This is a genomic window from Calothrix sp. CBUCES-K 9914 (assembly GCF_059640475.1).
Map to the genome: position 1 here is coordinate 1 of NZ_JBXXZH010000044.1, position 23,001 is coordinate 23,001.

Annotated in this window: 18 protein-coding genes and 1 CRISPR repeat array; of the genes, 10 read left to right on the forward strand and 8 right to left on the reverse strand. The window is 38.6% G+C overall.

Translation table 11 applies throughout. From position 1 onward, the window contains the following. Positions 1–43: 43 nt before the first annotated feature. On the reverse strand, positions 44–331 hold the full coding sequence (locus AC2JBO_RS12610; RefSeq protein ID WP_496954001.1) for a hypothetical protein: 288 nt from the start codon (positions 329–331) through the stop codon (positions 44–46). Between the two features lie 908 nt (positions 332–1,239). Between AC2JBO_RS12610 and AC2JBO_RS12615 the strand changes: the two genes are divergently transcribed. Continuing rightward, positions 1,240–2,382, forward strand: a complete 1,143-nt coding sequence (locus tag AC2JBO_RS12615) for a DUF3466 family protein (RefSeq protein WP_496954002.1) — start codon at positions 1,240–1,242, stop codon at positions 2,380–2,382. Positions 2,383–2,547: 165 nt separating this feature from the next. On the opposite strand, the gene AC2JBO_RS12620 is transcribed toward AC2JBO_RS12615, so the two are convergent. After that, entirely contained in the window at positions 2,548–5,184 is a 2,637-nt protein-coding gene (locus tag AC2JBO_RS12620; RefSeq protein ID WP_496954003.1) for a DNA polymerase III subunit alpha, read from the reverse strand. Between the two features lie 326 nt (positions 5,185–5,510). Between AC2JBO_RS12620 and AC2JBO_RS12625 the strand changes: the two genes are divergently transcribed. After that, on the forward strand, positions 5,511–7,061 hold the full coding sequence (locus tag AC2JBO_RS12625; protein ID WP_496954004.1) for an ATP-binding protein: 1,551 nt from the start codon (positions 5,511–5,513) through the stop codon (positions 7,059–7,061). Between the two features lie 96 nt (positions 7,062–7,157). Next, on the forward strand, positions 7,158–8,462 hold the full coding sequence (locus tag AC2JBO_RS12630) for a hypothetical protein (protein ID WP_496954005.1): 1,305 nt from the start codon (positions 7,158–7,160) through the stop codon (positions 8,460–8,462). A gap of 265 nt (positions 8,463–8,727) precedes the next feature. Here the strand turns inward: AC2JBO_RS12630 and AC2JBO_RS12635 are convergent, their stop codons facing one another. Continuing rightward, positions 8,728–8,898 carry a hypothetical protein gene (locus tag AC2JBO_RS12635; RefSeq protein ID WP_496954006.1) on the reverse strand — a complete coding sequence of 57 codons (171 nt, stop codon included), beginning with the start codon at positions 8,896–8,898 and terminating at the stop codon, positions 8,728–8,730. A 318-nt stretch (positions 8,899–9,216) separates the two neighbouring features. Here AC2JBO_RS12635 and cas10 point away from each other — a divergent pair, with 318 nt between their 5' ends. From cas10 to AC2JBO_RS12660, 5 genes are all read left to right on the forward strand, one after another. Beyond that, positions 9,217–12,330, forward strand: a complete 3,114-nt coding sequence (cas10, locus tag AC2JBO_RS12640) for a type III-B CRISPR-associated protein Cas10/Cmr2 (RefSeq protein ID WP_496954007.1) — start codon at positions 9,217–9,219, stop codon at positions 12,328–12,330. Between the two features lie 24 nt (positions 12,331–12,354). Beyond that, entirely contained in the window at positions 12,355–13,575 is a 1,221-nt protein-coding gene (locus tag AC2JBO_RS12645) for a type III-B CRISPR module-associated Cmr3 family protein (RefSeq protein ID WP_496954008.1), read from the forward strand. 12 nt (positions 13,576–13,587) lie between these two features. Further along, complete coding sequence (gene cmr4, locus AC2JBO_RS12650; RefSeq protein ID WP_496954009.1) at positions 13,588–14,394, forward strand: type III-B CRISPR module RAMP protein Cmr4; 807 nt, start codon at positions 13,588–13,590, stop codon at positions 14,392–14,394. 45 nt (positions 14,395–14,439) lie between these two features. After that, positions 14,440–14,865 carry a hypothetical protein gene (locus tag AC2JBO_RS12655; protein ID WP_496954010.1) on the forward strand — a complete coding sequence of 142 codons (426 nt, stop codon included), beginning with the start codon at positions 14,440–14,442 and terminating at the stop codon, positions 14,863–14,865. 134 nt (positions 14,866–14,999) lie between these two features. Then, positions 15,000–16,868: an RAMP superfamily CRISPR-associated protein gene (locus AC2JBO_RS12660; protein WP_496954011.1), complete on the forward strand. Its 1,869-nt coding sequence runs from the start codon at positions 15,000–15,002 to the stop codon at positions 16,866–16,868. A 300-nt stretch (positions 16,869–17,168) separates the two neighbouring features. On the opposite strand, the gene AC2JBO_RS12665 is transcribed toward AC2JBO_RS12660, so the two are convergent. Then, positions 17,169–17,795, reverse strand: a complete 627-nt coding sequence (locus AC2JBO_RS12665; RefSeq protein WP_496954012.1) for an RNA polymerase sigma factor — start codon at positions 17,793–17,795, stop codon at positions 17,169–17,171. 341 nt (positions 17,796–18,136) lie between these two features. Here AC2JBO_RS12665 and AC2JBO_RS12670 point away from each other — a divergent pair, with 341 nt between their 5' ends. Then, a complete protein-coding gene (locus AC2JBO_RS12670; protein WP_496954013.1) occupies positions 18,137–18,382 on the forward strand; it encodes a hypothetical protein in 246 nt (81 codons plus the stop codon). A gap of 290 nt (positions 18,383–18,672) precedes the next feature. Then, the gene (locus AC2JBO_RS12675) at positions 18,673–18,903 is read left to right on the forward strand and encodes a hypothetical protein (RefSeq protein WP_496954014.1); all 231 of its coding nucleotides are present in this window, start codon (positions 18,673–18,675) and stop codon (positions 18,901–18,903) included. A 222-nt stretch (positions 18,904–19,125) separates the two neighbouring features. After that, positions 19,126–19,810: direct repeats of the CRISPR family, unit length 35 nt; unit sequence CTTTTAACTTCTTCGGAAGTTGACTTAATGGAAAC. Positions 19,811–20,708: 898 nt separating this feature from the next. On the opposite strand, the gene AC2JBO_RS12680 is transcribed toward AC2JBO_RS12675, so the two are convergent. From AC2JBO_RS12680 to cas1, 4 genes are all read right to left on the reverse strand, one after another. Continuing rightward, positions 20,709–21,008, reverse strand: coding sequence for a hypothetical protein (locus tag AC2JBO_RS12680; RefSeq protein WP_496954015.1), 300 nt, complete (start codon positions 21,006–21,008; stop codon positions 20,709–20,711). An 89-nt stretch (positions 21,009–21,097) separates the two neighbouring features. Then, entirely contained in the window at positions 21,098–21,367 is a 270-nt protein-coding gene (locus AC2JBO_RS12685) for a hypothetical protein (protein WP_496954016.1), read from the reverse strand. Between the two features lie 125 nt (positions 21,368–21,492). Further along, positions 21,493–21,774, reverse strand: coding sequence for a CRISPR-associated endonuclease Cas2 (gene cas2 / locus AC2JBO_RS12690; protein ID WP_496954017.1), 282 nt, complete (start codon positions 21,772–21,774; stop codon positions 21,493–21,495). After that, positions 21,771–22,814, reverse strand: coding sequence for a CRISPR-associated endonuclease Cas1 (cas1, locus tag AC2JBO_RS12695; RefSeq protein WP_496954018.1), 1,044 nt, complete (start codon positions 22,812–22,814; stop codon positions 21,771–21,773). The genes cas2 and cas1 overlap by 4 nt, the downstream gene beginning before the upstream one ends. Positions 22,815–23,001: the final 187 nt, after the last annotated feature.

The following is a 23,001-nucleotide window of genomic DNA, read 5'->3' on the forward strand; positions in this document are numbered from 1 at the left end:
GTTGTAGTCTTAGTAAACATAACTCTACTACAGAAGGCCCTCTTTATTTTGGCGAAGGTATTGCTTTTAGTTCTGCTTTGATTCGTAGCTGCTCAGTTTTCTCGTGCGCTTTTGTTTCTTTAAGGTCTTTTTGATGTTGCATCTTTCTTTTCTCTTGCTCTTCCATGAACATTAACCGAGCTTTATACGCTTGATCACTTTCCGACTCTTGTTGACAATACTTACTGCGAAGACTAGCGTTTATAATGTCAACTGGCATTTTGCCTAAATTCTCAACTATTTTTTCTCCTGCTTGAACAATCTTTGCAACTCCAGAAATCGGATCGAGCATAATTTACCTCAACTTCAAATTGTTTAGATTAGAGTTACGACAGTATGTTGTCATATATCTTTGTATAACCTTTTAACTTAGAACTATTATTCTATACAGTTAGGATACCCACGATTAGAACAAAACTAACCCTCTGATAACAAGTAGAGCATTCGGTATCGTTGGAATGGCGCCTACAATATAAGTATCGGCACTTTGGGAGCAAGATAGAGAGTCAGATGGTTGTGTTCATGTTGCTTTTGTGAAAGTGCTTTCCGCTTATCCTTCAGTTGTTTTAACGGCGCTCGTATTAGGTAGATATTTACAGCCTAGAAAATGAAAGGCACATCTAATATATATGGGTGGGGGCGCCTGTTATGGAACTAAGACCGCAATTGAAGCCTCAACATCATGTGATAGCTCTAACAGTACTGCTGGTTTGGGTTAACCAGTAGTACCAAAAAAGCTGTTTGCAGAGCGTACTTCAATTCAAAAATACTACAAGCCTCAATCAATAGTACTAATGTGACACCAGTTGAATAATTCTCCTTGGAGTCGTACTACTGGTTCAGAGTTAACCAGTAGTACTCATTATTGAATCTAAGGTTTTTGATTAATATCGTTTAAATATGGGAATACTGAAAACAAAGTTATAATAAATACTCATACTTAAATTATGATTAAGCTGCTAGGCTACAGTGTATTCGAGCAAATTCATGCTGGTAAACGTACCATAGTCTGAGTACCTAACACATTGTTCTAAAGTCAATGCACACCGCGAGGTAAATTTTCCAAAATTGTGACTTGCATGGTGCGCGCTATAAATGATAGGAAGTATTTTAGACATGAATATTACTCATACACTTCAAATTTCCCACTTAATGTATTATTACATTATTCAAGATTAATTAGTAACGCGCTGATTACTTATGTTAAGTAGTACCTTGGTTAAATCATTAACTCTTGGAACATTAGGCGCCGTCTTTTTAACAGCACCAAAAGGACTGGCAGCATCAATGTATTCTATCTCTGACCTTGGTATACTCCCAGGCTATAGTAACAGCATTGCTTATGACATAAATAATAATGGTCAAGTTGTTGGAACAGCGTATAACTCACAAGGTTCCTTCCGTGCTTTTCTTTGGGATAATGGTACAAACTTAAACCTTGGTACACTACCTAATTATTCAGCTACCAGCAGCGCTTATAGTATTAACGACAATGGTCAAGTAGTTGGTGACTTAACAGACAGAGTACCTAGCAGAGCCGGGTATAATACTAACGCCTTTGTTTGGGAAAATGGTGTAATGAAAAGCTTGGGGACTCTTGGTGGTTCATTAAGTGGCGCCAAAGCTATTAACAACCAGGGGCAAGTAGTTGGCGCTGCTAACAATACTAACGGTCAAGAGCGTGCGTACCGTACTGCTGTCAACAGTCCTATTAACACAGCAACCTCAGACCTAGGTATTGATAGTACTAATGGTTATAGCGGCGCCACTGATATTAATAATTTCGGGGAAGTAGTAGGTAATGTAAGCTCTGGTACAAACACTGCCTTTGTTTGGAAAAACGGTATAAAAACTCAACTTGAAGGTTTTAGCGGCGCCAATGCTATTAACGATAAAGGTCAAATAGTTGGCACCCCTGCTGCTGGGAATGAGAGCGCGGGAGTTATGTGGAATAATGGTGTAACAATAGACCTTGGTACATTTGGTGGAAGTGGTAGTGCCAGTGATATTAACAACAATGCTCAAATAGTTGGCAAAGCAAGTACACAAAAAGGATACCGTGCTTATTTTTGGGAAAACGGTGTACTCAGCGACCTCAATAATTTAATACCTGCAAATTCTGGATGGGAACTAACAAACGCAACAGCTATTAACAATCGTGGACAAATTGTAGGGGATGGTACTATTAATGGTCAGTACCGTGCATATTTGTTAACTCCATTAACTCCATTAACTACAACGGCGCCTGTACCTGAACCAAATTATACATTTGCAATATTATTAATTCGTGGTTGTGGTGCCTTTTATCTATCAAAACGTAAACGTTATAAGCTGAAAATATAGAAATTTTTAATCTTAGTTTTTAATATCTCCTCTGTGACTTTTTCCTGTGCGTACTCTGTGTCTTTGTGGTAAAAATAATCATAGTCACTGCACATGCGAGACGCCTGTGCTACAACCTAACCTATTAAAACTCTTGTGGGATGGGCTTTCTCTTGCCCCGTCCCTTCACACTTCAGGTAAATTATTAACCTGTAGCAAATCTAACCCCTGCTCAAATATTTCATCAATAGGCAGCATTTTACCATCTTGCGTCATAAACTTATGGTCTTTCGTCGCTTTTATAACTGCGCCATTTTCTAATTCATATGCAAACACTTCCTGGCGCCCACGATGATGCCATTGAGCGATAGGTTGTGTATAAACATTGCCATTGTTAGTGACAGTAAATACAGAACATTGAATTTGTTTTTCGACAATTTCGCCTATCTTCAAATACCCATACTCTACTGTTAATATTTCCGTATCATAGCTCAAGCAATATTCTGCAAACTTAAGCATCTGCTCAAATAATTGCTCTGCAACTTGGTGTCTAACACCATTTTTAGCGGCGCCATCAATAAACTTTTCACGTTGTTTCTGCATTTCAGAAACCTTCTTTTTACCCATCGCGCGTCTTAACAAGTCAGCTTGACCTAATGTATAGCCAGCCATATCTTGAGCCATTTTCATAATTTGCTCTTGATAGCAAAGCACACCATATGTTTCTTCTAAAATAGGTTCTAACAAACCATGTCCATATTCAACTTTCTCCCTACCATGTTTACGGTTGATAAACTGCGGAATTAAGCCAGCATCTAAAGGTCCCGGTCTGTATAATGCTAAGATAGATGAAATATCTTCAATGTTAGATGGCTTTAAATCCCTAACTATCTGCCGCATTCCAGAAGATTCTAACTGAAACACTCCTTCTAATTCACCTGATTCCAATAATTCAAACGTTTTTTTAACATCATTGGGTAGTCTGGCATTTTCTCCACCTTTAGCAAGTATTCTCTGAGCTTTACGCTCTAAACTAGTAATATCATATGGGTCAAGCTTAAAATTATGATTTTGTTCGATTAAATCGATAGCTTTTTGAATCATCGTTAAGTTTTTCAAGCCCAAAAAATCCATCTTTAACAAACCAATCGAATCTAAATCCTCCATATAATATTGAGTTATCACCGAACCGTCATTATTGCGCTGTAATGGTACAATCTCATCTAACGGTTCGGCAGAAATTACTACACCCGCAGCGTGTACACCAAAGGTTTTGTTTGTTCCCTCAATACGTATTGCCATATCAAGCCAATGCTTGACTCTAGGGTCATTATCGTACTTCTCTTTAAAATCTTGTGATGGGGTATCGTCGGCAATCATTTTTTTGAGCGGTGTTGGTTTACCACGCGATACCGGGATTAATTTTGCCATTTTATCAGATTCCCCATAAGGAATATTCAATACCCTGGCAACGTCTTTTAATACTGATTTTGAAGTTAAACGGTTAAAAGTGATGATTTGAGCAACTTTCTCCGCACCATATTTATCGGTAACATAATCAATAACTGCGTCGCGTTTTTCAATACAGAAATCTGTATCGATATCAGGCATCGATTTACGTTCTGGATTCAGAAAACGCTCAAACAATAAACCGTGGTGTACAGGGTCAATATTGGTAATACCCATTGAGAACGCAACTAATGAACCTGCTGCTGAACCTCTACCTGGTCCCACAGCTATATTATTGTCTCTTGCAAACTTAATATAATCCCAAACGATTAAAAAATACCCAGAAAAGCCCATCTGTTGAATCATTTTTAATTCATATTCCATCCGCTCTTTATAAGTGGGGTCTAACTCACTTCTAGTTCTACACCGCTGCTTTTCAAGTATCCCTTCCCAAGCAACTTCTTCAACAAACGTATCGGTTGTATGTCCTGCTGGAATTGGATAATTTGGAATCCTCGGTTCACCAAGAATATTATATGGCTCTACCTTATCAGCAACTTCCTCTGTATTATTTATTGCTTCCTCAATCACATCATCAGGTAAATGGTCGCGAAATAATTTCCGCATCTCGTCAGCAGATTTTAAATACTCAGTACCGCTATACCGCATCCGGTTTTCTTCAACAATTAATTTACCCGTTTGAATACATAGCAGTGCATCATGTGCTTCAACGTCATAACAGGAAATAAAGTGCGAGTCATTTGTCGCAACAATTTTTATACCAAGCTCGCGCGATATTTTAACAATCTCAACGTTGACAATTCTATCTTCTTGTGAACCGTGGTCTTGAATTTCCAAATAAAAGTTATCGCCAAATACTTCCTTATACCATTGTGCGACTTTCCGCGCGGCATCAGGTCTATTACTTAAAATTGCTTGGGGTATTTCTCCACCCAAACAAGCGCTAGTCACTATCAAATCTTCGTGATATTTCTGTAATAAATCTTTATTTATACAGGGACGCGAAAAAATACCTTTACCTTGAACACCTTCAAGATGCGATATCGATGTTAACTTAACTAAATTTTTATAACCCTTTGTACTTTTGGCTAAAACAACTTGGTGATACTTAGGGCGCCGCTCCTGTTTCGTGATATCACCGTTAATAATATACATCTCATTGCCAATTATCGGCTTAATAGTCTTACCCCGGCAAATCTTAATCAACTCTACCGCACCATACATCACCCCGTGGTCAGTCAGGGCAATTGCCTTCATCCCTAACTCAATAGCACGGTCTATCAATTCAGGCAACTGACTGGCGCCGTCCAGTAAGCTGTAATCACTATGAATATGTAGAGGTACGAAGGACATAGCTTTTTATAAAAATAATAATATCAGGTCATCATTATATGCCCGCGCGACTCCATTGCTTCAATTTTGTAATCAAAAAAAGTAAATCTTATGTACTAACTTTTACACAACGTATCGTTATGTAAATAATTACCTTAATGAACAAAGTTTTTAGCACTTAGTAACACGTCTCAACGTCAAGAAACTTCCCTTGTTAGTAAATGATAAAGTTGAAACTATAGGTGCCTTTCAATTTGCATTCTCAAAGGTTTACAACGAATGCGCCTTTAATCATAACCCTGATATAGCGCTAAACTAAGGGCATTATAAGCGCATCTAAAATCCCTATGTCTCGTTGGTTTAATATTGCAGGTCCTTGTGATGCTGACAAACACTATATGCTGGCGCCTACGAGAAGGTTGCCTGATTTATCGCGGATAATTGCTCAAGAAAGTTACTTTGTTATTCATGCACCACGCCAAACGGGTAAAACAACTGCGATGCTGGCCTTAGCACAAGAGTTGACGAGTAGTGGACGTTATACAGCGGTGATGGTGTCAGCAGAAGTCGGGGCGCCTTTTAGTGATGACATAGGAGCAGCAGAATTAGCAATTCTAGGTGCTTGGCGCGATACTATCGCAGATAGTTTACCTGCTTCTGTGCAACCACCTACTTGGGTTTATGCGGAACCAGGACAGCGAATTCGAGCAAATTTAAGGCTTTGGGCACAAGCATCTAAGTTACCTTTAGTATTGTTGATTGATGAGATTGATTCTTTACAAAACGAAGCGCTTATTTCTATTTTGCGACAGTTAAGAGATGGTTATCGTGGGCGCCCTAAAAATTTTCCGATGAGTGTTGGGTTGATTGGTATGCGGGATGTCCGAGATTATAAAGCGGCTTCTGGTGGTAGTGATAGATTAAATACTGCAAGTCCGTTTAATATAAAAGTTCGCTCTCTAACAATGAGAGATTTTAACGCAGCAGAGGTAGCAGAATTATATCAACAACACACTGACGATACAGGACAAGTTTTCACTCCCACCGCAATTGAAACAGCTTTTGATTTGACTCAGGGGCAACCTTGGTTGGTAAACGCTTTAGCCAAAGAAGTTGTCGAACAGATGGTAACTGATACAAGTATAAAAATTACAGAAGAACATATTAACAAAGCTAAGGAAATACTGATTGCGCGTCAAGACACTCACCTTGACTCTCTTGCAGAAAGACTCCGAGAAACAAGAATAAAAGCAATTATTGAGCCAATGTTGGCAGGGTCTGAATTAGGAGATGTACCACCAGATGATATTCAATTTGTGATAGATTTAGGTCTGTGTAAAATGAACCCGCAAGGAGGATTAATAATTGCTAATCCTATTTATCGTGAGGTTTTACCACGAGTATTAACAATAACACCAATGGCGAGCTTCCCTAGTATTACTCCTATTTGGTTAAATAATGATGGAGAGTTAAATTTTAATGCTTTATTGGAAGCGTTTATAACATTTTGGCGCCAGCATGGCGAACCATTACTTAGTACTACATCATACCAAGAAATAGCACCTCATATAGTATTAATGGCATTTTTACATCGTGTTGTGAATGGGGGAGGAACCTTAGAGCGAGAATATGCAATTGGAAATGGTCGTATGGACTTATGCTTGAAATATAAAAAAGTAACTTTGGGAATTGAAGTAAAAACTTGGCGTGATAAAACTTCAGACCCGGAAGAAAAGGGTTTAAACCAATTAGAAACTTATTTATCACGGATAAAAGCAGATTATGGATGGTTGTGTATTTTTGATAGACGTAAAGATGCACCTACTTTTCTAGACCGTTTGCAAACTAGAAATGCGACGACTAAAAAGGGACGTGATGTGGTTATTATAAGGGCTTAGGGTAAGAACCGTTTTAATTTCCAATTAATGCTATAAAAATGATGGTAAGTACCGAACTAGGTAATAAAAGGCATAAAATTATGGATGAGGTAAGCGATGACGAAGCTGAACTTGAGTGCTTTTTGTTGGATAATTATTTTGAGCGTATTTCTTAACACGCTCTTAACTCCAACTTATTCATTAGCTGCTAACCAAACTCAAATAGGAACTGGTAATCAAACTGCAATTAAACTCAGCCAAAACTCCCCTCTAATTGAATCAGCATTTACTTTTCTTAACAAACAAGTCAGTCAAATTCGTGACCGCGCGCTTCGTACAGCAACATTAGACGCAATAAACAATCCTAAAACTTGTGTTCAACATCGTATCGGTGTAACTGCACTCAAACCCAAGATTCTTGAAAATTTATCAACTGCAGGACTAGTAGACCCTAACGATGATAAAACATTTCCAGGTGGATTAATTACAGGTATATTTCCACCATTACTGCAAGAAGATAGCAACTGTCCACAACTACCGCAATCCTTTGTTTCGGCGCCAGGAGGTTCATTTGGTGGACATCATTCCCATCCAGGTGGACTAGTAATTCACGAATTATTCAATAATCTTAGCGGTCTAAGTTTAAACAGCTTGTATAAGCAAATATACGGTCAACATAACCAATCTCAACTGCCAATTGTTAATATATCTAAACAAACATCGAGTGATATTTTCATCAGCGATGATTTAATAATAGCGGCGCCCATATGGCATGATTGGGCAAAAGCAATCGTTTTACAATGGAATAGTGATGGAACAGAGTTCTCTGAATTAAACTTTGGTGGTAACGGCAAAACTGATAACTACGGTAAACCAGGAGACTCAAAGACAGGCGCCCATCATATTATTGGTATAGCCGAAGCGATGAAACGTAAGTTATCACCAGAATTTATAATTACTCAAGCATCTGCTCATGCTGCTCCATCTTTAGGTAACGAATACAAAGTAGTAAACTGGATACGCGCGGCTGCTATAATGGCGCAAATTGACCCAGTAACAGCAGGATACTTATATCGTGATAATCAATCTCAACTGCGTTTACCTCCACTGCGCTCATTGGGTAATGTAAATCTTAATGCAGCAGGTCAGATAAATCTACTTCCAGAATACGCTATACATAATTTATCGGATGCTGATTTTGTGTTGAGCATTCCAGCAGTAACTATCGACCAAGAAATCTTAAAAGCAGTGGCGCCGTCTTTTGGCTATAATCCTTCGGATGTAGGCGCCTACAACACTAATTTTCGCAATCCTGTATTAACCTACTTGTCAGCAGAAAGATTATTTATCATCTACAGCAACCAAGGTTTAAAAGGAGTGCAATCAGAAATAAACAAGTTACGACAGCGCAAAATAATTTAATCTTGTAGGATAGGTGTCTCGCCTGTCCGAATATAATCGTAACATAGCTGTCTCGCCTGTCCGAATATAATCGTAACATAGGCGTCTCGCCTGTCCGAATATAATCGTAAGACAGGCGAGACGCCTATCCTACAAGATTATTTATTTCTTGGATTACTCTTAAACAAATTCCCGACTTCGCAGGAGAAGTCGGGAATCTGAGGATAGCTATATATATACGTGTTACAACTAAAATAAAAATATTGCAGCCGTAATAATACGTATATCAATATTGCCCCTTGGCATCGCAATGCTTTTCCCAGCATCGCTGCAACAGTTCAACTCGGTAAACGTGAGCAAAACGACGGGGGTTGAATACAGGCGATTTTTCTCCAAGCAAGGGTTGGTTTAAATACTGCCAAAGCGGAAATTTTATGTTTGTTTGTTCTGGAGTCATATCAAAAGCAAGCAGAGTGGTTATAAACTGTCATTACAGTATTCGATTTGTAATTATGAATACCGAACACTGAATATACAAGTCAAACATTACACATTCTGCCTGCAATTGTCTCTGTGGCAATTGCGGAATATTTCAGTTTTTAGAGTTGCTTTGACGAACGGCGCCCATAGAACTGTTGAGATACAATCAGCGAAAGCAACAAAATTTTAAGTAGTGTGTATAAATCTATACTTTTGTTTGTCCTTCGCATCAAAAGGGGTGCAAGTTAGGAGCAAGTGATATAACTTACATTTAGTCACTTGTATATCAAAGCGCATGAATATATACCATCGTAAGCTATATGCATTTATACGGTCGCTAGAAAAAATCGACTGGCTAGGTGCCGATGTCAGCTGTATATATACTAATTTAGTATGTTTACAAGACTTTTTGCGGGAGTTGCAAGTCTGGTGGGAACAAAATGGTGAACTGATAGTTAATATTAGTAGTTCATCTGACCGTGTTAGTCTCAAACGTAATGCACTGCAAGTAAATAAGGGTAATGTTGCTGTTCGTCATCCTATTAGTGGACAGGAACAAGTAATTGAGACTAGATTTGATGCTACTCAGTTAGATATTAGTAGTATTCAGGGTGAAAAAGATGTTGAAAAAGTATTTTGGTGGTTTTGGCGATATTTTCCTGAACAGTTAGCACGCCAAGATTCAAATAGTGCATTATTAATTCCGACTCATCCCATTTTACCAGATTGCCCGCTTCATAGTTATCAAAGCACTGTATCTGCTTTGGCAGGTGCGATGTTTCCTGATGTAGAAGATTTAAAAGAAGATTCAAAAGAGGATATAAACCTATCTCCTTACCTGGTGTTATTTACTTTTTCTCCAGTACAGGAGTTCATTAAGTCGTCACGGAAGTTTCTTGATTTTTGGTCGGGTTCCTATCTGCTGCATTACTTTAGTGCGTTTCTTTGTTTTGAAATTGCTCAAATGTATGGCGCCGATGCAATTATTACCCCATCGTTATGGAGTCAACAAATTATTGATGCTTTTTTAGTAAAAAAATACTCTGATTTTAAAAATGAGTATCGATACTCAGGCAGTAATCAAGGGAACAATATATTCAGCGACCCTGCTAGTAAATTTTTAGACCCTGAATCACAAAGTTTGAGTACTGCTGGTTTTCCAAATGTTATTACTGTTTTAGTTCCTAGTCAGCAAAGCGCAATGCATTTAGGTGATGAACTTAAGAAAAAGCTCAAATCTGAATGGTTGAAGATAAGTCATCAAGTACGGCAGCGTATTAAAGACAAAGTTAAAAGTCTATTAAAAAGCGACAATGATATAAATGAACTCTGGCGCCAAATTAGCGAGAACTTCTCTGCAACGCAAGAAGAACAATTCAAAACTGAACTACAAAAATTATCTCAAGGAGGTTGTTGGGAGTGGAATCAACTTTGGGATGCTCAAATTCAGAATACCTGGGAAAGTTACTTTGTTGCTGTTCCACTCGGCAACCCGGATATACCGAAACAAATAGCTTCTTTGAGTACAGATGAACGTGACGCATGGGTAAAAGAACAAAACAGCATAGCTCAACCTAACCCAAATATTCAATTACCTACCGAAGCGGAGTTGAGTGCATACCTGCTATTAAATGTTGGTACTTGGTGGGGAAGCTTGCAAGGGCGCCTCGGTAATGCTATCCAAGCGATCAAAAATACTCGTGCTTGGCAAATTCCAGTGGCGCCAGGAGAACGTTCGACTTTATCAGGACAATATAGTGCGCTACATCCTCGTTTTGCATATCATCGGTTTAAAAACGGTTTTGGCGTACCTTCAGAATCATTACGATTATTCTGGCAAGTTATAGCAGTTGCGTATAAAGGGTTGTTCAATGGTTCGGAAAAATTGAATGCAATTGAATTAACTAAAAGAATGGCTTGGAAACATGGGGGTGTGGCTGAGTCACTAGGAATTCCATTAAATATAGATGATAATGAAGATTATGAAGGATTAATTCGTTTTCCAAATCTTTCTTCAATTGCTGCTGCCCATTTTGCAACTCACCATCCTCAAAAAATTGAGGAATATTGGCAGGATTTAAGCAAGGAAGTATATAAACAACTGAGACTGAAATACGATGATTTTTACTCTCGCACTCGTCGTCCTTTTCAAGTTAAGCGTGCGGACGCTGCTTTAAAAGAAGGAACTAATTATGGTAAAGGCTACAACGGTGTAATGTTCTCTAGCAAGTGGCTAGCAGATGACATGAGTTTGAGTGTAGCTGAAACTAGTACACTGCGCGGTGTCATTGATCAAGTCCAGACAAAACACTTTGGTGATAATAGTCCTGCAGATTGGTGGGTGCTGGTACTTGGTGATGGTGATGGGATGGGTGGCTATGTTAATGGTCGCAAGCTGCATTATTATCAAGATTATCTCAATACCGAATTTCTAGATAATAGTAATATTACAGATGAAGCACTGAGGCAATTACGTGAAAAAACTCGTAAGCGAATGGGACCTGCAACTCACGTTGGACTCAACCGCGCGTTACTGGATTTTTCTAATCGCTTAGTGCCATATATTACCGAGCAGCGGTTTTGCGGACGAGTAATATATAGTGGTGGTGATGATGTAATGGCTGCATTACCACTTGCAGATTTACCAGGATTTTTACGCTCTCTCCGTGCGGCGTGGTGCGGCGCCTCAGACCCTGAAAATAAATTTCAAGCAGTAGGTGGATATTGGAAATGGCAACCATCTCCTGAATGCACAGAACCAAGACCCCTTGATATTCCAGCACGTCCGCTGTTTACAATGGGGAAACAAGCAACTATGAGTTTGGGTGTTGTTATTGCTCATAAAAGCGTTCCTTTACCTACGGTTTTAGAAAATTTGTGGGTAGCAGAAAAAGAGAAAGCTAAAAAGCTAATTGGTGGGGGTATTGGTAATGAGTACATCCCCGATAAAGATGGTTTGTGCTTTCGGATTATTTACGGTTCTGGCAACACCTTAGAAGCTTTTATGAAAGGTCATCTTTTAGAGAATTGGTGGAATATTATTCACGATTTGGAGGAAAATCATACACTTGATTTTAGCCCTGTTCTTTATCGGTTAGCTGAGGAGTTACCTCGTCATGCTACTGTTACTGAAAATTATCAGCTATTTAAAGCAGTTGCGAGAGTTATCATTCACAGCCGTAGTGAGAAAATTCCTGTAAGTATCGAAAATGCTCTTTTACATTGGTTAAATATGTGGGAACAATGGGCTTGGCTTGCTCAACAAGAAGCTATTAAACGTGGTGCCAAAGCTTTAGGAGCGAAACCAGAAGATATGGCGATGCTGCTCAGATTTACTGCATTTTGGCTATCACGTAAAGAAGTTTCTCTTAAATCTCTTACCTCTGTGTTATCGGCACCTTTACAGTAAAAACAATCAAAATCTAAAAGTAAAATGATGCAATGGTATAAAATTGAACCACTGGATACATTACTCTTTCGGGAAGCTAAACCATTTTCACCAGGAGAAGGCGCCTGGGCAAAAGGGATGTTTCCTCCTATGCCTACTGTAGTTTTTCAAGCATTGCGTTTATGTTTGGCGTTGACCGATGAAGTTGCTCAAACAAGTAACCGCGAGCGTCAACTCAAATTTATTGGACCATTTCTTCTCAAATATACTCCCGACGGTGAGGAATTATGGCTACCAACTCCAAAAGATTTACTGTGTGTAAAAAAATATTCTGAAAACCAACAAGATAATGAAGAAGATTCTGAAAATTGGAGTCGCTTAGTTTGTTTGCAGCCGTTAGATACCAAAGCTCCAGAATGGAAATATATTAGTTATGGTTCGGGTTCTTTGTCGCAAGAAATTACACCAATGATTCCCCCTCCTATTTCTGATAACGCTGATATAGGAACTGAGCTAGATATTAGGGGAAAACGGGAGTTTATTTGTGGTCGTCCCAAACCTTGGATTAAAGCTTCTGCTTTAATTAGTTATCTTCAAGGAGAAAAACTAACTAATCACGATGATTTTCATGATGACCCTTGGAGTGTACAAGTTTTGCCACATATCCACATGAAGCCAGGTACACGTCAAGTTAAAGACGAGGATGGTTACTTTACCGAAGTTGCAATACGTTTGCATACAAATTGGAAATTAGTTGCAGCAATTAGTGGAATTGTGGAATCGAATGTAGTGCGTTTAGGTGGTGAAGGGCATCGCGCGTTTGTATCTCCTATTGATTTACCTGTTTGGGAGCAAATTGAAGGCTTTATACAAGCATCGAACGGTAAGAAAAAAGCCTATCTTTTAACACCAGGACTTGCAGAAGCGCAACCAGAACAGTCTATTTACGGCGTTTATCCCGATACTTGGCGCCAATATTTACACAGTTGTGCCAGTGATAAAGCTATTCTATGGGGTGGAAAATCGTCTTTATCTAAAACACCAATGCTGCCGCAGCGCGCGTTTGTGCCACCAGGTACAGTGTATTTATTTCAAGAGTCTGCTAATGATATTGGTCGGGTTTTGCCGAATAATTATTTGCAGTCACAAATAAAACACAACCAAGAAGCTAGAGAGAGCAAGAAATCTGATGAAATTGATCCAAAAGTCAGATGGCTTGATGCATTGTTCACTTTAAATTACGGAATTTTACTTTGGAGTAAATAGGAGTAAATTATTATGACTAACTTAGCTTACATGTATTTACTGGCGCCGTTACATACCGGAGGAGCGAGTCAAGAAGGAAATATTGTTGGTATCGCGCGGGAAGCTCATACAGATTTACCTTATATGTCGGGAGGTGGAATTAGAGGTAGAGTCAGAGCTAGTACCCCAGCAGATAAACAAAAAATATTATGGGGTAACACATTAGAAGACGTACAAAAAAACGGTGATGCCAACCTTACTCAAGGAGCGCTTTGGATAGGAGATGCAGCAATTCTCTGGTTTCCCGTTCCTTCCCTAAGTCATGGAGTTGTCTGGATTACATCGCACTTTTTACTACGTCGCTGGTTACGATTATATAATAGCTCAATGCTAGCAACACTACCTCCAATAAATAGCTTTAGTGGTGGCAACACAGGGCAACTTTACTTAAAAGACGCTATTTTCCAAAAAAATCAACTTAACGCATGGACTAGTTGGAAACAATATATACCTCAAAACAACGCTGTTACACAAATAATCGACAAAGTATTAGTGCTGTCAGATACAGATTGTAAAGTATTAATTCAAACTAGTTTGTGGCAACAAGTGCGAGTAAATTTAGGAGAAAATAAAACATTAGCGGAAAATGCAGGTTTTCGCTATGAAGAAGCAATTCCACCAGAAACTCTAATGTATTTTCCTTGGGGAACCACCACTACAGCTAATGGTAGCGCTCAATCAGCAAGCAATGAGTTAATACAAATTTTTAGCAGTCAAGATATTTGGCAGTTTGGTGGACAAGAAAGCTTGGGAAGAGGACTTGTGGAATTGTGGAATTAATCCAATTATCAACTAAATATCAACTAAAAAACAGGACAAAATATCATGCCAAACTACGACCCTCGGAAAATATCTTTAGAAGTTTACACACAGCTTAAACAAGTCAAAGAAGGAACAACTGACCCAAAACTTCATGACGAACAAAGGAATCAAGCTATTGAACTATACACTTATATAGCAACGTGGGGACTAATGCGTTTAAAAGGAGAAGAACCAGCATTAGTCAATAAACCGCAAAAACAAAAAGTTATTCAACGTTTTTTCAAGGCATTAGGTAGTTTAGTACATCCAACCGTAACTCCTAACCCACTTGAAGGCGCCTACGGACTAGAGACATTAACAAAACTCCAAGCTTCCGAATATCTAGGTTTAACAGGAGTAGCGTTGCAAGTCGCACGCGAGTTCTCATTTTGGGCAGAATCTTTGTACGCTAGATCGAATTCTTCAAATAATCAAACTGGCAACGGATGATAAACGGATGTAACGGATAGTTTATTTTAAATAATTAGATTTTGTTTAATTAGACTTTGTTTGATACGATAGCCCATCCGTTACATCCGCTCTTATCCGTTGCAAATGATACCAACTAAATAGGAGTTTTATAAATGGTAGGTCAAGTTCCTAGCAATCCAATTCCCACAAATCCTTGGTTAAATCATCCTTTAAACAGTAATCCCAACCCTGCATCAAACGCAAGCTTTGTAGAATATCTACGATGGATGCGAATTTTACGCGCAAACCCCAATCAAAATCCACAAATTGGCTTAGTCAATAACGGCGAAGTTTTACAATTATTAGATGAACTACTAAACAACAGCGACATCAGCGCGCGTTTATCACAGCTAACGAAACGAACACAACGAATAGCAGAATTTCATTTTAAAGCAAAAGCAGATTGGCGCCTGCGTGTAGGTGGAATGCGAGGACCAGAGTCAATGTTGTTACCAGCATTCGATGCACTAGGAACACCTTATATTCCCAGCACAACATTAAAAGGTGTCGCGCGGGAAATGGCGGAACGAGAATTAACAAAAAGAGAACCGCGCGTAACAGCAGAACAAATAAGAGAAATCTTTGGTGAAATTGAACCTACTGCTTGTATGGGGAAAGTATTTTTTTTAGATGCTTACCCATTACCATTTGAAGATACAGACGATGAAGATGAATTAAAAGGGTTAGTCCCTGACATGGCAAATTCTATCTGGACTTGGAATAATAATACACCCCAGTATAAAACAAATCCCAACATTTTTATATCATTACGTAAACCTACATTTGTCATTGGCTTACGTTCAGCTACAGGCGCCAACCCTGCTATGCTTGAACATGTAAAACAATGGTTATATGAAGGACTAGCTCAAGGTATAGGTTCCAGAGTAAATAGCGGTTACGGAACTTTTACAATTCTTAATGAAACTGAGCAACCAAAGAAAGCAAAGGAAATCTTATCAGTAAAATTTCAACTGCGTGGACAATTAATTCATGGCAGACAGAATTTCAATGGTTGGGAAGAAAAACAAGACAGACCTGAATGGAAACCCCCTGGTATTGCCCAATCTGAAATTCGTCCAATTGCATTTCGTTCCATATTACGTTACTGGTTCCGCACATTAGCATTAGGAGTTTTAGACGCAGGTGATGTTAAAAGTTGGGAACTAGAAATTTTTGGAGGTATTGACCCCGAAGCGAACATGGGAATGTTTCAGTTAGAAATTCCTGATGGTAAAATTGTACGCGACAATGCTAAAGATAGACAAGATAGCTGCGGATACGGTACGGGAACATTAATTTTACGTCAATCACAACCAACTCGAAGATTATCTCCAGAACAACGAACAGCGTTAATAAATCTCTTACGAAGTTTGACATGGTTAGCATTTCATCTTGGCGGAGTTGGTACTGGCGCCAGAAGACCATGTTATTCTCGACAAAATAGACCTCGTCTTCCTTGGTGGCGTGGCTCAAGTGTTAAATTAATCAGCGAGGATAAAGAAAATAAATATTGGAATTGCCCACCAACATTAGAGTTACTTCAAAGGCGTTTCCGTAATGCTCTCAATACTTTTTACACAAATTTATCAACATTAACAGGACTGGCTTGTGATTCAAGTAATCCTAGAACAGCCGAAAATAACGGTAACTGGGCTGAAGCGGTTGACAGCAACTGCCATATTGTTTGTGTTCAAGGTGATATAGTTAATAACAAAACTCCAGCTTTAGCATTATTACACCAACAAGCAACACAACGAGGAAATGGCTACGAACGCCAATTATGCGGTTCAATAAACGAACGTTCACCCATCTGGATAGCCCGTATAGGTAGCCCATTCGATAAAGATGTAGGTTTTGATAATAGAGGCTTTGATGTTGTCACTATTTTTGGAGTTAATAACCGTTATCGTCAAGAATATTTAGATGCCTTAGCCCAACGACAACACCCTATCAGAGAATACCGAGAAATTTGGCGCCTCTAATACTCCATGTCATTAATTCTGGGGTGTAGAGACGCGAAATTTCGCGTCTCTACAAGCTGAATAATATTTTTGTCGTTCGCATCTAAACGGGTGCTGTTACAGAGTAGATGGTACAACTTAGATTTTATTACCACATAAACAGGCGCCAGGAAGCACTATGCCAATTCTAATTGCAAACATTGCATAAGCTTAGATTAATGAGTCCAAAAATTTTTTCGGTTAGGACATGCCTATACCTTAATTAAAAAACTATAAATATAATAAGTAACTAGCCTTGATGCGAATGACGTAGAAAGTTCCTTAAATGTAGTGCGATTGAATCATTTGCAGCACTAACTGCCGCAGTTCTTCTTGCGCGCGTTCTCCTCTCTTACGGAGTGTTGCAGTTTTAGCCTCCTGTCCCTGCTTCTTGTAATGTTCTGAAACTTCTTGCCACGACATACCCTCAAAGTGGCGAAGTTGCAGAAGTTCTTGCTTATCAGCAGACAACTTGCTTAAAGCTGTACGCAGCAGTTGACTTCTGTCGTCTTCATCTTGTGAGTGACCTGCACTCTTCTCCATCATTGCTTTGATTAAAGTAGGGCTAGTTTCAAAGTTGTCTGGGTCTTGCAGACTAACTCTTTCGTCTTGATGTTGACGGCTAAGTTCTTGAACTATACGAAGCATTGTGATTTTCAACCAAGCTTCTGGGCAAGGGACTAGTTTCCCTTTTTTGATGCTAACATCCAACCGCCATACAGCCCAGATAACAATGCTATCTGCACTATAGTTATTGGTCATTTGAAACTGACGTAGACGAATAAGGGCACCTTTGTGCAGTCCCTCCCAGTTAATAGTACTTGTTGCAAGCTGAGGATAGTCTTTTTGGAGGCGCGCTCCATATTTAGCTGTAAAAGTCTGAGATTTTGCTACGGGTTGCTGAGTCATAAATTTTTCTCCTATAAAGCTAGCCATATTTGAAAATACTTGGTAAAATTAGCACACTACTGGAATTAATAAATTAAATATATTTAGTTTTTAGTAATTTATATATTGAAAGTACTAAAGAATCTTCTTGACGGCTTTATGCTTTACCAAGTAGCTGTTTCGTGTCTCTAAGAAGATAATGTTTATAGGAACAAAATTTGTGACGTTATAACTTTTGTATCTGTTTATCTATCAAATCTCTGACTAAATATCGTAGCGATGTACAGTTATCTATTCTGGCTTTTTTTAAGCAATCAGGATAAATGTAGCAAATTTATCCCAGTTGATTAAAAATTTATGGTATGGGCTTCTCAGGCAAGGCGCCGCAGCTCCCAGACTTCACCAAAGTGTACTCAAACTCCCAGAGCTTGATACTCAATGACCCAGAAGCACAACTATTAGTGCTTATTGTTACCAAACTAGGCGCCACTATTGTCACAGAGAGAACTAGAAACAGCCAAGCAATGGAGCCAACAGTTAGGGGCTGTTTAGCAACATTATTCAACTTATTCCAAACCATCTTCTTCATTGCTTATCAATCCTTATAGTGCTAACAATAGGCGCCAACGAAATTGGAACGAAGATTGCTTACGGAATTATACGGACACTCTATGTAACTCTTATATGAACCCTTCCGTACCTTCTACAATCAAATGATTTTCCACAGTAATTTTGTGACTTGCATTTTTATATAAATTCTGAAATACTGACGCAGTAAGGCTTATATTGTTTATTTAGTTAAATGTTGCTTAGTCCATGTCACATTTTGATTGGCGCCAGTCAATTTCTTAAAGAAGGAGTTTATATCTCTATTGATTAAAGGAATGGAGTTAACGCAATGAATACAAGTATACTCAGACAAGAAAATTCTACGTGTAAAAATAAACAATTGTTTGTTCTAGTTCAAGAATATTCCAAACTATCTAAGTTAATAAAACCCTGTAACGAAGATATAGATAGGATTGCAGCAATTTTGGAACTAGCACAATACGACTCAGAACTAAATAATCTTATTAATGAGGCAGATGATTTAATCGCTTACGAACTTGGTTTATGTGTTCACTCCTAAACCTACTAAAAAATTGTAACTTGGTATACTATTTGTGGGATAGACACAATCTCTGAAACCCTTATTCTCTCGTTCTATCCCACAAATCACTCTCTGCATATAGCTTTGAGGCGCCTTGAACATCAGTTTATTGCTAAGAATTATCAATTATCCAAGCGAAATTTTGCATCCCACAAAAAAGTGCTGTAGAGTTATTACAAGGCAAGGCTTTCAAAGACTAGCCTTTTAACTTCTTCGGAAGTTGACTTAATGGAAACGGTTGGTAAATGGGTATGTCCATATTAGCACAGCGTAGAAAACTTTTAACTTCTTCGGAAGTTGACTTAATGGAAACCTTATGAACCTAGCATGAAACCAGGTTGATCTTTTGCTTTTAACTTCTTCGGAAGTTGACTTAATGGAAACTTTCGGTAATCAATAAATGTTGCGTTTTTCCCGCTTACAATCCTTTTAACTTCTTCGGAAGTTGACTTAATGGAAACTTTAGGCGCAGTCGCCGTCTTTATTGCCAAGTTGCTTTTAACTTCTTCGGAAGTTGACTTAATGGAAACTTTCAATCACAAACCACCAGTCATTCCCTACACGAACTTTTAACTTCTTCGGAAGTTGACTTAATGGAAACTGTTCCGCTTATTACAGCAGAATAACCAAATAACAATTCTTTTAACTTCTTCGGAAGTTGACTTAATGGAAACTTGCAACAACAAAACTCCCCCCAGTTACTGCTAAACTTTTAACTTCTTCGGAAGTTGACTTAATGGAAACAATTTTCCCATTCCCAATATGGAAAGGAAAAATTTGAACTTTTAACTTCTTCGGAAGTTGACTTAATGGAAACAGAGGTGGTTGCTCCGGCAGCGTAACTCGAACGGCTTTTAACTTCTTCGGAAGTTGACTTAATGGAAACAGCCAACCTACAATTTATCCTTCGAGCAGTATTGGAAGGCGCCTCAATACTGCTCGGATAAGAAATTGATCCCCCCAACCCCCCTTGATAAGGGGGGCTAAAAACTAGCTCAGATCTTGCACCAACGTATTAATATTTATTGTTTGTGTATTTAATAAACATTAAATTTTATCAATAACACGAAAAATAAAGCTTTTTAGCCTGCGTAGGCAGGCTTTGTTCGTATAGTTCTACCCTTCTAGGGTGTAGGTGCAAGATATCAGTTATTCCCCCCTTATTAAGGGGGGTTAGGGGGGATCGTATTTTAGGAAAATGTCTTAACCGAGTAGTATTGGAAGGCGCCTACATTCAAAAAGTAGGTGCCTATATATTAGAAAAATACCCAGCTAACTAAGTTGGCAAAAATAGCATTATCAGGCGCCCGATAAGGTAGATATACTTTGGGAGGAGTATATCTACACAAATAATGCTAGCAATGACAAAGAAGTTAATTGAGTATTTTGTGCTGAATTAATTAAATTAACGTAAGCGTTTCCATTAATTCGACTTCGGATGAAGTCAAGCAAAACATGGGAAAAATTAAAGCTTCAAGTTTGAGGATTAAATTTCACTACAAACTTGATGTTATTCACTCTACTTTGCAACACTTGTAGGTAAGCAAATGCTTCATTCCTCCTCCGGAATCTTGCCACCAATATACACTCCTTGCCGGGTAGGGTGCGAATAATACACCAAGGATGCAATTGCTCAAAATAGGCCATATTAACCTCCTACAAGTAATGCAATTTCTGTGAATAAGTAGCTTTTGAATTGCTTACACTTACGTTAATTCAGGAGGTCTATATCAAAAAGGTCGCCGTGGTATTGACAAATGTTTTACGGTATGTTGTGTAAATATCTATAAATTACCAATACATAGCAGGCGCCGTAGATGTTCGGGAATTTTTTCAAAATGCTCTAACACAAAATCCATCAAAGCCAAGTTTAACATGTCATTACGGTTTGGCTGGCGCCGATTTTCTCCTTGCTTAAACCAACCACGCACAGTAGAATCTGAGCGATAACATATTAAAGCTATTTGGTCATAGCTAACTCCCCATTTCTGATAAAACTCAATTGGAGTCATGCTAAAATCCCAATTACTGTACATCGTAATCAAATCTAATTCACGTGTACCTAAAGGCTTTGGTTTCGGCATTATTACACCTCAATGAAGGCAAAATTTAAAAGTAGAAAGGTAAAAGAGAGAATTATTTTTTTACTTTTTACTTTTACCTTTTTACTTGTTTAATGCGAATCGATATGTGTTATGAGAATACTTTCATCTTCTACATAACACCAGTAAAACCGTTTAGCCATCGATGCCGAAGAACTCCAAATATCTTCACTTTTACAGCGATATCGATGAGTTCTTAAGCTAGGGTAAGCGGGACCATTATTCGCAAAAATATCAAATGCTTTGTCGTATTGCTTGCGGTCTTTTAGAGATAAGTCATCAAGTTGTTTTTGAACTTTGGCAGCAAAAATCAAGCGTAATTTGACAAATTGAACCTGCATTCAATTACCAAATAAGTTACCTCGACCGAAAGCTAATTCAAATATTCGCTCAATAGGTGGAGCGCGCGCTCTATTACAAAACATCTCATTCCTCCTACTCAGCACTCAAAACTCAGCACTCAGCACTACACAATAAATGCAGCAGCATCAATGTCAAACTCAGGTTGCGTACCTACCACAGCGACTTTACAGCGATTATGTGCTGACATAGGATAAAATCGAACTTGGTCTTCGCGTCGGTTAACGAGTCGCATTAAGTATTTGGATAAGCTTTCGTATTGCTTCTCATCCAATACGCACTCAAAAACTGACTTTTGCACACGAAACCCGTAAGCTTCTAGAAGTTTGGCAACTTTATTGCGACGGGTATCGCTAACGATGTCATAGCAAACTAGATAAAACATCATTGCTTCACCAAAGTTAAAGCTGCTTTCTGAGGTTCGACGATATTGGTAAATTGAGAATGATTAGGATGCAACTTCAAAGCTAAGGGACGGTAAAATGTGAGATCTCCCAACAAACACGCAAGATATTCGCGTACCTGCAAATCAATACACTGACGATAACTAACTTCCCCAGCATAAGGATGCAGTACAAAAGTTCGCAGCTTCGCTTCCCAATGGTAAAGGAAGTTTTGTAAAAGGGTTAATGGACGCTTTTTACCATTACCATTCCCATTACCATTTGAATTGGCAAGGTTACGAACAAAGTTTAACACCAAGTCATAAACGATAGGCGCCTGAAATTCTGCGGTAAAATCCCAAGCTAAGGGAAGTTCGTGATGAGTGTTAAGGTGCAAAACTCCGTAGTCAGGGTGAAGTTCTACGGTATTGAGGATGGTATATATATATTGATGTAGCAGTTGAGTACCCAGGTTTAAAAGTCCGCTAACTTCTTTTACTGTGCGGGAACATGGTTTGTGGAATTCAAGTAGGGAAGCAAAAGCGTAACGGTAAACATTATCTGCTTCCTCGCTATATTCCCGTAGCTCCTCAACAGAACTTGCTAACGATAAATTATCCATCAGCAATGTCAGATAATCTAACGCGCGTTCGATTGCATAATTGACATGGTATTGAGTCCAACCTTGAAGGAAGGTATGTTTATTATGGAGCTTTGCCCAAACCATACTCTCAACAATCGCAAAATTAAATTTAACATCGCGCGCGCGCTTGCGTTGCTGAGTTAAATATTTGGGTCGCAAGTTGGATGGGTTTTCTAAACGTCCTACATATTCATAACGCTCAGTTAAATACAAGGTAGGAATTTGGTGGGAATATATAGCTTTAATCACTTCCTTTGGTAAACGTATATTACCAAAGACAATGAATTGGCTAACATTGCTAATCCGAGTACGAAACACTTGTTGATTTTGAAGAGACGCTTTGAAGTAATCGCGCGTTACCTCGATTTCCACATTCTCTTGAGTCAAGTAAAATGTAGTCATAAGTTAAATTAGGTCAACAGTAAATGAGTTAAGGCAACAGTGAAATTGCTTGGGTAATGCCCTTTCCTTTTACCTTAATTACATTCTTGCACTGCAATATATTAGAACAGAACTGAGTTGATAGCAGTTTGATATGACTTTGTAGAGAATTTTGAAAAATTATATGAATGAGGCAAATCATGTTCAC